12 protein-coding genes and 1 tRNA gene are annotated in these 12,595 nt (G+C 45.4%); 10 read left to right on the forward strand and 3 right to left on the reverse strand.

The window, feature by feature from the left end; translation table 11 throughout:
- Positions 1-113: 113 nt before the first annotated feature.
- Positions 114-1,358 carry an HD domain-containing protein gene (locus ACYVD4_RS02250; RefSeq protein ID WP_460941993.1) on the reverse strand — a complete coding sequence of 415 codons (1,245 nt, stop codon included), beginning with the start codon at positions 1,356-1,358 and terminating at the stop codon, positions 114-116.
- Positions 1,359-1,489: 131 nt separating this feature from the next.
- Here ACYVD4_RS02250 and ACYVD4_RS02255 point away from each other — a divergent pair.
- Positions 1,490-1,563, forward strand: a tRNA-Ile gene (locus ACYVD4_RS02255).
- A gap of 114 nt (positions 1,564-1,677) precedes the next feature.
- On the opposite strand, the gene murQ is transcribed toward ACYVD4_RS02255, so the two are convergent.
- Positions 1,678-2,481 carry an N-acetylmuramic acid 6-phosphate etherase gene (gene murQ / locus ACYVD4_RS02260; protein WP_460941994.1) on the reverse strand — a complete coding sequence of 268 codons (804 nt, stop codon included), beginning with the start codon at positions 2,479-2,481 and terminating at the stop codon, positions 1,678-1,680.
- Positions 2,482-2,608: 127 nt separating this feature from the next.
- Between murQ and ilvD the strand changes: the two genes are divergently transcribed.
- The 9 genes from ilvD to ACYVD4_RS02305 all read left to right on the forward strand — a co-directional run bounded on the left by ilvD (position 2,609) and on the right by ACYVD4_RS02305 (position 11,813).
- Positions 2,609-4,309 carry a dihydroxy-acid dehydratase gene (gene ilvD, locus ACYVD4_RS02265; RefSeq protein WP_460941995.1) on the forward strand — a complete coding sequence of 567 codons (1,701 nt, stop codon included), beginning with the start codon at positions 2,609-2,611 and terminating at the stop codon, positions 4,307-4,309.
- A gap of 51 nt (positions 4,310-4,360) precedes the next feature.
- Complete coding sequence (ilvB, locus tag ACYVD4_RS02270) at positions 4,361-6,106, forward strand: biosynthetic-type acetolactate synthase large subunit (protein WP_460941996.1); 1,746 nt, start codon at positions 4,361-4,363, stop codon at positions 6,104-6,106.
- A gap of 70 nt (positions 6,107-6,176) precedes the next feature.
- Positions 6,177-6,710 carry an acetolactate synthase small subunit gene (ilvN, locus tag ACYVD4_RS02275; RefSeq protein WP_460941997.1) on the forward strand — a complete coding sequence of 178 codons (534 nt, stop codon included), beginning with the start codon at positions 6,177-6,179 and terminating at the stop codon, positions 6,708-6,710.
- Positions 6,711-6,787: 77 nt separating this feature from the next.
- Positions 6,788-7,831, forward strand: a complete 1,044-nt coding sequence (ilvC, locus tag ACYVD4_RS02280) for a ketol-acid reductoisomerase (protein WP_460941998.1) — start codon at positions 6,788-6,790, stop codon at positions 7,829-7,831.
- A 101-nt stretch (positions 7,832-7,932) separates the two neighbouring features.
- Positions 7,933-8,349 (forward strand): DoxX family protein, encoded by a 417-nt coding sequence (locus ACYVD4_RS02285; RefSeq protein ID WP_460941999.1) that lies wholly within the window; start codon positions 7,933-7,935, stop codon positions 8,347-8,349.
- A 116-nt stretch (positions 8,350-8,465) separates the two neighbouring features.
- Positions 8,466-9,731: a threonine ammonia-lyase gene (gene ilvA, locus ACYVD4_RS02290; RefSeq protein WP_460942000.1), complete on the forward strand. Its 1,266-nt coding sequence runs from the start codon at positions 8,466-8,468 to the stop codon at positions 9,729-9,731.
- A gap of 3 nt (positions 9,732-9,734) precedes the next feature.
- Positions 9,735-10,595 (forward strand): helix-turn-helix transcriptional regulator, encoded by an 861-nt coding sequence (locus ACYVD4_RS02295; protein ID WP_460942001.1) that lies wholly within the window; start codon positions 9,735-9,737, stop codon positions 10,593-10,595.
- A 39-nt stretch (positions 10,596-10,634) separates the two neighbouring features.
- Positions 10,635-11,093 carry a hypothetical protein gene (locus ACYVD4_RS02300; protein ID WP_460942002.1) on the forward strand — a complete coding sequence of 153 codons (459 nt, stop codon included), beginning with the start codon at positions 10,635-10,637 and terminating at the stop codon, positions 11,091-11,093.
- A gap of 126 nt (positions 11,094-11,219) precedes the next feature.
- The gene (locus ACYVD4_RS02305; protein ID WP_460942003.1) at positions 11,220-11,813 is read left to right on the forward strand and encodes a Crp/Fnr family transcriptional regulator; all 594 of its coding nucleotides are present in this window, start codon (positions 11,220-11,222) and stop codon (positions 11,811-11,813) included.
- Here the strand turns inward: ACYVD4_RS02305 and ACYVD4_RS02310 are convergent.
- Positions 11,800-12,450: a DUF4386 domain-containing protein gene (locus tag ACYVD4_RS02310; protein ID WP_460942004.1), complete on the reverse strand. Its 651-nt coding sequence runs from the start codon at positions 12,448-12,450 to the stop codon at positions 11,800-11,802. The genes ACYVD4_RS02305 and ACYVD4_RS02310 overlap by 14 nt on opposite strands.
- Positions 12,451-12,595 lie beyond the last annotated feature (145 nt).

Consider the following 12,595-nt stretch of genomic DNA (forward strand, 5'->3'; position numbering starts at 1 on the left):
CCGTCGAAAAAAGCTTAACTTCCGTAAGCGATTAGGCCGCTAAGGTAACTAACAAATTGCACTTTTCGTATTCTATAGCCCGGAATTCGTAGAAGAAAAAGAAGGGTGTGGTGCTACGTTGTTACCAGCATCAGTTCTTTTGCCCAACAAACGTAGTAACGTCTGACGATATTGGTTAATACATGAATGTTCGACAGATCAGATGCATCCGCTACGTCGATCACCTTTCCTGATTTTAGTTTAATGGAAATTCGGTCGCCAGAGGGAAGGTAAGCGGCATTCGTGGCTTGCCCCTCAACCAGAAAATAGGATATCATTTCGTTCGTTAAGCCAGCCTGTCGCAACTGGTCTTCGAGTTGCGACAGCAGTTCACCAGCAAACGGTTCGGTCGACAATACGATTTTAAATAATTTCCGATCGAGGAGCATCCGACAAAGTATCGACAGAATCTGATCGGGGTGGTGTGCCCACTGTTTCACACAGAACCATACGTCGAAATCATCTAGTCGGGTAAACGCTTCCAGATACGTTCGGTCATTCTGAAACTGAGTCATCGATACGCTTTCAAGCAAAAAAATTCGGAACGTATCAGGTGCATAAATCGACTCCGACTGTCGAATTAGAAATCTTGCCCGACGTAGTATCTGAATCAACATCGATTCGCAGCATATAGAGGTTTTGTGCAAGTATACCTGCCAATACATCAGCCGCCGGGCATTCAGAAAATTTTCGATACTGAGAATACCTTTAGCTTCTACAACCAATTGATCATCAGCCAGATCGAGCATTTTAATAATACGCTCTGCTCCGATAGCGCCTTCGGCCACGCCTGTGTAATAACCATCACGATTTAGATAATCCATCCGATCCATATCGAGCTGACTCGACACAAGCTGATGAAAAAACGGTCGATGGTACGTCCCTTCGAACATACTGATTGCCAACGATAAAGCCCCGCCGAACTGTTGATTTAACTCGTGCATCAGCATAAGCGAAATCTGCTCATGTGCTACGTTGTCGAGCAGACAGCATTCCAATACGTGCGAAAACGGCCCATGCCCAATGTCGTGTAACAGTATAGCAATCTGAGCAGCTTCACATTCGTTGGCACTAATTCGATGACCTTTACTTTGCAGCGTACTCATGGCTTGCCCCATCAGGTGCATAGCTCCTAGCGCATGGTGAAATCGCGTGTGCAGTGCCCCCGGATAAACGTATTCCGACAAACCTAGTTGTTTGATACGTCGAAGTCGCTGAAAATAAGGATGTTCGACCAGATCGAAGAGTAGTTCGGTCGGAATAGTAATGAACCCATACACCGGGTCATTCAGGATTTTCTTCTTATTGGAGGATGCCATCTTCACAAAGATAGTCAGGCAATAGTACTCCGCGAAGAACGATTATGTTTCAAAAATCGAACGCCCCCTATCCTTATGTCCAGTTTTTTTGTAATTTTGTCCCAGCGAGTAGATTATGATCCATTCGCAATGGGCTTGTAACTCAGTTGGTTAGAGTAACTGACTCATAATCAGTAAGTCCTTGGTTCGAGCCCAAGCTGGCCCACGATTTCGACAAAAAGCACGTTCACATAAAATGAACGTGCTTTTTTGTTGAATAAAGTATTATTAAACGATTACACAGTCATAAATCCCCAATTTTGGTTAAGTACTTTAGGCATTACTTCTCTTTATAACCATTGATTGCGCCACGTACATTGCCAAACTCTACTAGTAATGCCTCGGCTTCCCCACGAGTAACGTTTAATTCACTCATCACCATTTTCGCAGCCCTATCTTGCAATTTGATATTTGTCAATTGCATATCGACCATTTTATTGCCTTTTACTCGCCCCAGTTGAATCATAACCGAAGTTGAAATCATATTTAGCACTAGTTTTTGAGCGGTACCAGCTTTCATGCGTGTGCTTCCCGTAACAAATTCAGGTCCAGCAACCACTTCTACCGGGAATTCAGCCGCCTTTGCCACCGCAGAACCTTCATTACAAACAATACAGCCAGTAAGCAGTCCTGCTTTACGTGCTTGCTCTAAACCACCGATTACGTAAGGCGTGCGTCCAGATGCAGCTATGCCAATTACAGTATCCTGCTCATCGGGCTGATATGGCGCAATATCTTTCCAGGCCTGTTCGGCGTCATCTTCAGCAAATTCAACCGCCTTACGTATAGCGCCGTCACCGCCAGCCATCAAACCAATGACTAAATCATGCGGAACACCATAGGTTGGTGGACATTCTGAGGCATCGACCACGCCAAGCCGCCCACTTGTACCAGCTCCTATATATATGAGTCGGCCACCGTGTTTCATGCGTTTAACAATTTCAGTGACTAACGCTTCAATTTGTGGGATAGCCCGTTCTACGGCTAGTGGTACCGTTTTATCCTCTTTGTTAATATTTGTGAGCAGTTCGTGGACCGACATTTGCTCTAAATGATCGTAATGCGATGTCGTTTCTGTAGTCATAGGTCAAAAGTAGGTATGTGTCTAGTTTAACGGATAATTAGTTAAAATTTTTCTTGCCTTTCCAAAAAACTCCCTGTTTATTTACAGCGTTATTACACCATCAGCGAAATTTCGCTAATTGCAAAACATGACCACTGACCAATCTACGACCGAATTAAATCGCTTTAGCCGCACATTAACTCAGGAGGTAAGCAATCCAGCCGCACAGGCTATGCTTTATGGTGTTGGACTTACCGAAGAGGATATGCAGAAGCCTCAAGTTGGTATTGCCAGCACCGGCTATGAAGGAAACACTTGTAATATGCACCTCAATGGTCTGTCGGTTTATGTAAAACAAGGTATTCAGGCGAGTGGTCTGGTCGGATTGATTTTCAACACAATTGGCGTTTCTGATGGTATGACCAACGGAAACGACGGCATGCGATACTCGCTTCCCAGTCGCGATCTGATTGCCGATTCTATCGAGTCAGTTGTGGCAGCCCAATGGTACGATGGTGTAGTAACCGTAGTTGGCTGCGATAAAAATATGCCTGGCGCCGTAATGGCAATGGCCCGTTTAGAACGGCCGGGCATTATGGTCTACGGCGGAACGATACGTTCGGGGCATTATAAAGGTCAGAAACTAGATATCGTTTCAGCGTTCGAAGCACTCGGAAAGAAATATGCCAATAACATCTCTGACGAAGATTTTAAAGGCGTTATTCAAAACTCCATTCCGGGAGCGGGTGCCTGTGGTGGTATGTATACGGCCAATACGATGGCTAGTAGCATCGAAGCGATGGGCTTGAGTTTACCCTTCAGTAGTACGTATCCGGCCACACACGAAGGCAAACAGGAAGAGTGTAAGAAAATTGGTGCAGCGATGCGTATCCTGCTCGAACGTAACATCACACCTTCCGACATTATTACGCGCAAATCGCTCGAAAACGCGTTGACCATTGTCATGGCACTTGGCGGTTCGACCAACGCTGTGCTCCATTACCTAGCTATTGCACGTGCCGCTGGCATACCGCTGACAATTGATGAAATTCAGGCAATCAGTGATAAGACTCCGTTGCTGGCCGATTTGAAGCCGAGCGGAAAATATTACATGGAAGACGTGCTCGAAATTGGGGGCGTTCCAGCCATCATGAAATACCTGTATCAGAACGGCTTTATCCATGGCGATTGCATCACTGTAACAGGCAAAACGGTTGCCGAAAACCTCGAAGAGGCTGCTGATCTGAATTTCGATACCCAGAAAATCATCTTCCCATTAAGCCAGCCAATCAAGCCAACGGGACACATTCAGATTCTGCGTGGTAATCTTGCTCCAACAGGTTCCGTAGCTAAAATCACGGGTAAAGAAGGGCTGAAATTTGAAGGCGTTGCCAAAGTTTGCGAACACGAAAGCGAAGTGATTACAGCCCTGCAGAAAGGTGAAATTTTACCCGGTCAGGTCATTGTGATACGTAATGCAGGCCCTAAAGGCGGCCCTGGCATGAGCGAAATGCTGAAACCAACATCCGCCATTATGGGCGCTGGTCTTGGCGACAAAGTAGCACTGATTACCGACGGTCGTTTCTCAGGCGGTACACACGGTTTCGTGGTTGGTCACGTAACACCCGAAGCGTTCGAAGGTGGAACAATTGCCCTGGTAAAAGATGGCGATCTAATCACTATCGACGCTACAAATCGGAAACTTACGCTACACGTATCAGACGAAGAACTAGCTTACCGTAAAAGCGAATGGCAGCAACCTGCTCCACGCTTCACCAAAGGCACCCTAGGCAAATACATTCGGAGCGTGAAATCAGCCAGTGAAGGTTGCGTAACGGATGAAGCCTAACAGGTTATAAATCAGCAAACCGAATACGACTTTTAAAACGTACTAAGCATCATGGAAGCAATTGCCAGCGTTATGCCGGAAACAACCGAAACCAAACCGGCTCCTACTTACATCAGCGGTTCACAAGCCCTTATGATGTCGCTTCTGGCCGAGGGTGTCGATACCATCTTTGGTTATCCCGGCGGAGCCATTATGCCTGTCTATGATGCACTATACGATTATCAGGATCAGATTAATCACATTCTGGTACGTCATGAGCAGGGTGCCGGACATGCTGCCCAAGGCTATGCTCGTATGCAGGGCCGAGCTGGGGTCTGTCTTGTTACGTCGGGTCCGGGCGCAACGAACCTTGTTACGTCAATTGCCGATGCGCTGATCGATTCGACTCCTATGGTTTGCATCGTGGGTCAGGTTGCGAAAAAACTGCTCGGAACCGATGCGTTTCAGGAAGCCGACGTAATGGGAGTTACCATGCCGATTACGAAATGGAACTACCAGATTACCAGCGCCGATGAAGTTGCCGAGGTTATCTCGAAAGCTTTTTACATCGCACAGGCTGGCCGTCCGGGGCCCGTTTTAATCGATATTACGAAGAGTGCTCAGGTGGAGTTGATGACAACACCTTTTTCGTACGAAAAATGTCAGACCATCATTAGCTATCGGCCACGGCTTGCCCCCAAACAGGATCAGTTAGAAGCGGCTGCCCGTTTAATCAACTCGGCAAAAAAACCGTATATTCTGGCTGGACATGGTGTTCAGATCGCCAAAGCGGAAGAAGAACTTCAGACCTTTGCCGAAAAGACAGGTATTCCAGTTGCCACTACGTTGCTGGGACAATCGACCATCTCGACAAGCCATCCGCTTTACGTTGGTTGGCTGGGTATGCATGGAAACTACGGCCCAAACGTAATGACCGATCAGGCTGATGTAATTATAGCTATCGGTATGCGCTTCGATGACCGCGTAACGGGTGATGCCAGTAAATTTATCAAACAGGCAAAAGTTGTTCATATTGAAATTGACCCGTCTGAAATTGATAAAATTATCCGGGCTGATGCTCCTGTAATTGGCGATGCGAAGGAAGCCTTAAAAGCATTACTGCCTCTGGTCAATCAAAACGACCATACCGTATGGCGTAATGAGTTTCGGAAATACGATGTGGTTGAGCATGAAACTATTACGGAGCCTGCGATCAATGATAAAACCGGCAAAATCCGAATGCCGGAAGTAATTGACATGCTGTCGACGAAAACAAAAGGGGAAGCCGTTCTGGTTACCGACGTAGGTCAGCATCAGATGATGGCGTCTCGCTATTATCAGTTCCAGCGCCCGAATAGTCTGGTTACGTCGGGTGGTATGGGTACCATGGGCTTTGCTTTGCCAGCGGCTTTCGGTGCACAGGTAGGCGCTCCAGATCGTCAAGTGGTTGCTATTATCGGTGATGGTTGTTTTCAGATGACGTTGCAGGAGCTTGGCACTATCGTTCAGAATAAGCAACCAGTGAAAGCCATCATCCTGAACAATAATTTTCTGGGTATGGTACGTCAGTGGCAGCAGCTTTTCCATCAGCGTCGTTACTCGTTTGTGGAACTGCAAAACCCTGATTTTATCACCATAGCCAGAGGTTTTGGCATGGATGGTCAGACGTGTTCAGAACGTGAAAATCTGTCGGACGCACTCGATACGATGCTTAGTCACGATGGTCCATATCTGCTCGAAGTGATTGTCGAAAAAGAAGAGAACGTGTTCCCAATGGTGCCAGCAGGAACCAGCGTATCACAGATCAGACTGAGCTAATTCTTCGGTCTACAATTTTTCGAACGTAGCAGCGTACAACGGAACTACAGAAGACAGCTTATCAAAAGTTATGACCAACTACACTATCTGCATATTCACTGAAAATACCATCGGGCTGCTGAATCGCATCACGATTATTTTCACCCGCCGACGTATCAATATCGAAAGCCTGACCGTATCGGAAACCGAGCGCAAAGGCGTATCACGTTTCACGATTGTGATCAAACACGAATCGCGCGAAGAAGTCGAAAAACTTGTTCGGCAGATTCGTAAAATTGTGGAAGTGTTGGCCGTTTTCGGGTATCTCAACGACGAGATTGTGTACAACGAAATCGCTTTATTCAAGATTTCGACCCCGCTGGGCAGCAAATCACTGGACGTTGAAACAATCAATAAGAAATACAAAGCCTGGGTCGTTTACTGGGGTCTCGACTACGTAGTGATTGAGAAAACAGGCAACGATACGGAGATATTTGACTTTTTCGATTACCTCAAACAATACGAGATTCTGGAGTTTGTTCGCTCGGGTCGTGTAGCCGTCGGCAAAACCGAAAAAGGACTGGTCGAGTATCTACCAGAAGCCGAATGGGCGTATTATCTGTAGTTTCTTTTCAGGCTGATGTTGGCTTGAAAAAATCAAATTAGTAACCCCACATAAAAGAGTACAAAACCAATTCAACAATGGCAACGATTAATTTCGGAGGAGTAGAGGAGCAAGTAGTAACGCGGGAAGAGTTTCCGCTAGAGAAAGCCCGCGAGGTGCTGGCCAACGAAACCATCGCCGTAATTGGCTATGGCGTACAAGGCCCCGGTCAGTCGCTAAACATGCGCGACAATGGTTTCAACGTAATCGTTGGGCAACGTAAAGGCAAAACTTACGACAAAGCCGTTGCCGACGGTTGGGTTCCTGGCGAAACGCTGTTTGAAATCGAAGAAGCTCTCGAAAAAGGTACGATTATCTGCTTCCTGCTTTCTGATGCCGCCCAGATTGAACTCTGGCCAACCGTGAAAGCCGCTCTTGTTCCAGGCAAATCGCTGTATTTCTCGCACGGCTTCGGCGTTACGTATAAAGAGAAAACCGGTATCGTTCCACCAGCCGATGTTGACGTATTCCTTGTTGCACCGAAAGGTTCAGGCACGTCACTACGTCGTCTGTTTGTAGAAGGTAAAGGCTTGAACTCATCGTTTGCCGTTTATCAGGACGCATCGGGCAACGCACGCACTAAAGCTATTGCAATGGGTATCGGCGTAGGTTCGGGCTATCTGTTCGAAACCGATTTCTATAAAGAAGTAACGTCGGATTTAACCGGCGAACGCGGTACGTTGATGGGCGCTATTCAGGGTATTTTTGCCGCTCAGTACGAAGTGCTACGTGCCAACGGCCACAGTCCTTCTGAAGCATTCAACGAAACGGTTGAAGAACTGACCCAATCGCTGATGCCGCTGGTAGCCGAAAACGGTATGGACTGGATGTACGCCAACTGTTCGACAACCGCTCAACGTGGTGCTTTGGATTGGTGGAAACCTTTCCGTGATGCCACCAAGCCTGTTTTCGAACAACTATACAACTCGGTTAAAAGTCAGGAGCAAGCCGAAATCAGCATCACACGCAACTCGCAGCCTGATTACCGCGAAAAACTGGAAGTTGAGCTGGCCGAACTGCGCGAATCTGAAATGTGGCAGGCAGGTACTGCCGTACGTTCACTACGTCCAGAACGTAGCTAGTAGCCAAGCAAGCGTATCAATACGTTTATAGATCGGGGAGAGAGCAGCCATCTGGCCAGCTACTGCCCGATTTTTTATTTATCGCACCTTATGTAAAAAACATGAAATTCTCTGAAATTAAAATTGCCGAATGGTTTTTACGTTTGTCGCTAAGCACAGGTTTTCTATCAGCTTCGGCAGACAGATTTGGGTTATGGCCAAGTGCACTGTCGGCTTGGGGGAATTGGGAGAACTTTATAAATTATACAAAAACGTTGTTACCATTTTTACCATCAGGTATGGTAACTATCTCAGCCGTTGCAACTACGATTTTAGAGATGCTTTTCGGAATAGCACTCCTTACCAATTTTAAAACTAGTTGGGTTACCAAAGGTAGCTGTGCCCTGCTTTTATTATTTGGATTTTCAATGGCATTTTCTGTAAGTATAAAAGCACCGTTTGACTACTCCGTTTTTACATGTGCATCTGCGGCCTTTGCGTTAAGTGTTTTAGTAAATCGTAAATCAAGGGAAGTATAGCAACGGCAAATTGATTCAATTTCGAACCTAAAACGCCAAAACCAAAGCGATAACCCATAATCTCTGCCTGTAACGCTTCGACTTTTTGTACTTTTGCGCAAACACTAACGTCAGCCGTGGCCGATAACGAAAAACAAGCGTTTGTCCCTTCTCTCGATAATATTTACGTAGCAGCCAAGCGACTCCAAGGTGTTGCAACACATACGCCTTTGCAGGAAAATCTGAATCTATCGGATCGGTACGGAGCTACTATTTTCCTGAAACGTGAGGATTTACAAGTTGTTCGGTCTTATAAAATTCGGGGAGCTTATAACAAAATGGCTAGTCTGTCGACTGAAGCATTGGCTAAAGGAGTTGTTTGCGCTAGTGCAGGAAATCATGCGCAGGGACTAGCTTATGCTTGCCGGAAAATGGCAATTAGTGGCACGATTTTCATGCCCACCACTACGCCCAATCAAAAGGTAAAGCAAGTAAAACTATTCGGGAAAGAATACGTAGAAGTCGTTCTGGTTGGCGATACGTATGACGACGCGTACTACGCGGCCATGGAGTTCGTTCAGACGCATGACTGCACTTTTGTACACCCCTTCGATGATTTGCAGGTGATGGAAGGGCAGGGAACGGTTGGGCTGGAAATCTTTCGGGATTCAAATGTTCAGATCGACTACTTGTTGATGGCGATTGGTGGCGGAGGTTTAGCGGCTGGTGTCTCAACCGTTTTCAAGCAACTCAGTCCCCGAACGAAACTCATTGGTGTAGAGCCGCTTGGTTCGCCTTCCATGAAAATATCGATTGACGAAGGGCACGTAGTAGCACTCGACAAAATCGACAAATTTGTGGATGGCGCTGCCGTAAAACGTCCCGGCGATATTACGTTCAATGTCTGTAGCAAAAACCTTGACCGCGTTTTATTGATCCCCGAAGGAAAAGTCTGCACCACTATTTTACAGCTTTACAACGAAGACGCTATCGTGGCCGAACCCGCTGGTGCCTTGACGATTGCCGCGCTTGATTTCCTGAAGGATGAAATCAAAGGCAAGAACGTAGTGTGTCTGGTCAGTGGCGGCAACAACGACATTACCCGTACCGAAGAGATAAAGGAACGTTCGTTGCTGTATGAAGGTCTAAAACATTACTTCATCATTCGTTTTCCACAACGGGCCGGTGCTTTCCGCGATTTTCTGAACGTACTGGGCCCTAACGATGACATCAGCCGATTCGAATACGTAAAGAAAACCAACCGGGAAACAGGCCCCGCCGTTGTAGGCGTAGAACTTAAAAACCGAGAAGATTTTGAGCCGCTCATCCAGCGCATGCAAGATCAGAATATCGTATTCGAATACCTGAACGATCAGCCCGACTTATTTCAGTTTTTGGTGTAAGTTATGCTACGTGTTCCGTCGTCCATCGAACCAGACCAGTTTCAGTCGCTCAGTATTGAACGGGCTGATTTGTCAAAAATGACGTTTGTGGCGTATCGTAGCGACGTATACCCCGAACGTAACGAGGTCTTTTTTGAGGAACACGCCGTCATTGTGGTGCTGGAAGGTGAGAAGAAATTTACATCCCCTACGCAGGAATTACACGTCCGAAAAGGCGATATTCTATTTTTCCAGCGCGGTTGTTATTCGATGAACGAATCGATTGATAACAACTACCGAAGTCTGGTATTTTTCGTGAATGAGAAATTGCTCAAAGAGTTTGTTGGTCAGCATTTGACCTTGTTTCAAAAAACAAACAATACGCTCCCCGGCGATATTATTTTATCGTTTACTGCCTCCCCAACCTTCAATACGTTCATTGAGTCACTACTCCCCTATTTTGGCTCGAATACGCCATTTCTCAACGAACTGCTACGTCTTAAGTTTCAGGAACTTTTGCTCCATTTACTAGAACTTGACGTAGCCAGACAACTACGTTCTATTTTATGGCATATTTATCAGGGCCAGAAAACCGACCTCGATTACCTGATGAATACGTATTTACTCAAACCGCTGTCGATGAACGAATTATCGCGACTTTCGGGGCGTAGTTTATCGGCGTTCAAGCGCGATTTTGAAGAACATTTTCGTACATCTCCGGGCCATTGGATTCGACGGAAACGACTCGAACACGCTCATTTTCTGCTACGTAACACCGATAAGAACGTATCGGAAGTAAGTATGGAAATCGGCTACGAAAGCGTATCTCATTTCATTAAAGCGTATAAACAACAGTACGGTTTCACCCCTAAACGAGCTGCGTAACACATAGGAGTTACGATACGTAGTAATCTTCAAATAGCTGTGAACAAGCCATTAAAGAAAGCCAATTCTGAGAACATAAATCCGTTCTTATTAAAACTAAAGTACGTACCAAAAATTGGCGCTGCTATTGCATTCCTCGTTTCCCAGCTAATCGCTTTTTATCTCTTTTTTGGCAGAACTATCGAACCTATACGTATCGCTGCCCTACAGCAATTGTTTCCAGACTTTTATCAACACGTATCGAATTTTACATTGAGCTATGCACTACTAACTATTGGGGGATTTCTGTGGCTGCAACTTGGGGTTCGGTTAATACATATTTGCATGCTGGGGGCTATCATTGCCCTAGCCAACGGCGTATACGAACGGTGGATTCCAATACTTAACACGCTCGACGAAACAGATGCGCTTTACGGATTTGCGGGTACTTTGCTAGGACTTGTTTTCCTTATCATTGTCAAAAAATATGGGCTTAGCAACAACCCATTTATGGATTAAACTCGTGGCAAATAGAGCGCGACTAATTGAAGTAGCCGTAAATGCGATTTAATGATTAACTAAATTGATCTAAATCGCAGTTCAATGATTCGAAAACACTCATTTTCTGCTACGTGATAAATAGCTATGGAAAACAAGCTGATTGCCTATTTCTCCAGAGTTATGCCTCTTTCCGACGAGGAACGTAACGCTATTGTGGATAGCATGTGCGTCAAAACCTTCAAAAAGGGAACGCTTTTACTAACGGAAGGTCAAGTTTCGACTGAATGTTATTTTGTACTGGAGGGTTGTATTCGACAATACTACGTAGTTGATGCTGAAGAGATAACCAATAATTTCTTCACCGAAAATCAGTGGGTAATTTCGATTAACAGTTTTACTCAGAAAGTACCTGCCAACCATTTTTGGGTTTGTTGTGAAGATACTAAACTGGTTATTGGCAACGAGCAGAAAGAGAATGATTTGTATAATCGATTCCCAAAATTCGAAACCATTTCCCGAAAAGTAATGGAGCGCGTTTTAGGCGAATTGCAGGAATCAACGGCTGCTTATCTGACCGATACACCAGAACAACGTTATCTCAGATTGGTCGACACCAAACCCGATTTGCTACAACGTATCCCTCAATATCAATTAGCAAGTTATATTGGAGTTAAACCCGAATCGTTGAGTCGAATCAGGAAACGTATTGCCATAAAAGCCAGAGCTATACATACGTAACACTCACTTGGGCAAACGTAGTGTTTCTGATAATAAGCCAAACGCCAAAGCCAACTTCAAACAAGCCGCCTGGTATAGATAGCCAGATACCAACAGGGCAGCTAAAAAACTCCAGAATCGCTCCCAACGCCAATAGGCCATATCCGATAAGCCCAAGTATCGACAGAAGTCTAGGTATCACTTTTGACTCAACTAGCCAGTAACAAAACCCTGTACTCCCGATTCCTAACACTAACATGGCACTCTGATACGTCCAGAAATTTATATTTTTGACAATTGCCTTTGTTGTTTCGAAAAGGGCTGGCTGACCAGATACCCCCAGCGATACTAAGCTAGCTAAGCCAACAACTAGCAACAAGGCCTCGGCAAACCTTGTCATTAGATAGCTGATAGCTAAGGCTTTACTAGTTGCCTCAAGAACAGGAAAAAGCAGTATACCTACCGTAACGACACTAATCGAATTTATCAAAACCAGCATAGCACCTATAATCAGTTGAGTTTTATATATCGGAAAATTGGTGAGGTAATTCGGTGTCTCTATTACCGACAGGACAAGGCCACTACCAAATCCATAAGCTAATAGAGGTATCAAAAATAGTATTCCTATGAGCCGTGTATTTACAGATTCTGAGTGCATACTTTATACGTTGTTTCGGCGCAAAAGTAGGCTAACTATCTGCTGGCATTCATTGACTTGAGTTAAGAAATGGCGACATGACTGATTGCTGATTCTCCTTATATAACTCAGTGATACGTCTGCCCTATATTTACTTATCAAATAC

Source organism: Spirosoma daeguense, from assembly GCF_054776875.1.

What these genes read in the sequence shown, in the direction of transcription:
- murQ (WP_460941994.1), bottom strand. Translation starts at nt 2,481, where the DNA reads ATGACTACAGAAACGACATCGCATTACGATCATTTAGAGCAAATGTCG.
- ilvN (WP_460941997.1), top strand. Translation starts at nt 6,177, where the DNA reads ATGACCAACTACACTATCTGCATATTCACTGAAAATACCATCGGGCTG.
- ACYVD4_RS02305 (WP_460942003.1), top strand. Translation starts at nt 11,220, where the DNA reads ATGGAAAACAAGCTGATTGCCTATTTCTCCAGAGTTATGCCTCTTTCC.
- ilvC (WP_460941998.1), top strand. Translation starts at nt 6,788, where the DNA reads ATGGCAACGATTAATTTCGGAGGAGTAGAGGAGCAAGTAGTAACGCGG.
- ACYVD4_RS02250 (WP_460941993.1), bottom strand. Translation starts at nt 1,358, where the DNA reads ATGGCATCCTCCAATAAGAAGAAAATCCTGAATGACCCGGTGTATGGG.
- ACYVD4_RS02285 (WP_460941999.1), top strand. Translation starts at nt 7,933, where the DNA reads ATGAAATTCTCTGAAATTAAAATTGCCGAATGGTTTTTACGTTTGTCG.
- ACYVD4_RS02310 (WP_460942004.1), bottom strand. Translation starts at nt 12,450, where the DNA reads ATGCACTCAGAATCTGTAAATACACGGCTCATAGGAATACTATTTTTG.
- ilvB (WP_460941996.1), top strand. Translation starts at nt 4,361, where the DNA reads ATGGAAGCAATTGCCAGCGTTATGCCGGAAACAACCGAAACCAAACCG.
- ACYVD4_RS02295 (WP_460942001.1), top strand. Translation starts at nt 9,735, where the DNA reads ATGCTACGTGTTCCGTCGTCCATCGAACCAGACCAGTTTCAGTCGCTC.
- ilvD (WP_460941995.1), top strand. Translation starts at nt 2,609, where the DNA reads ATGACCACTGACCAATCTACGACCGAATTAAATCGCTTTAGCCGCACA.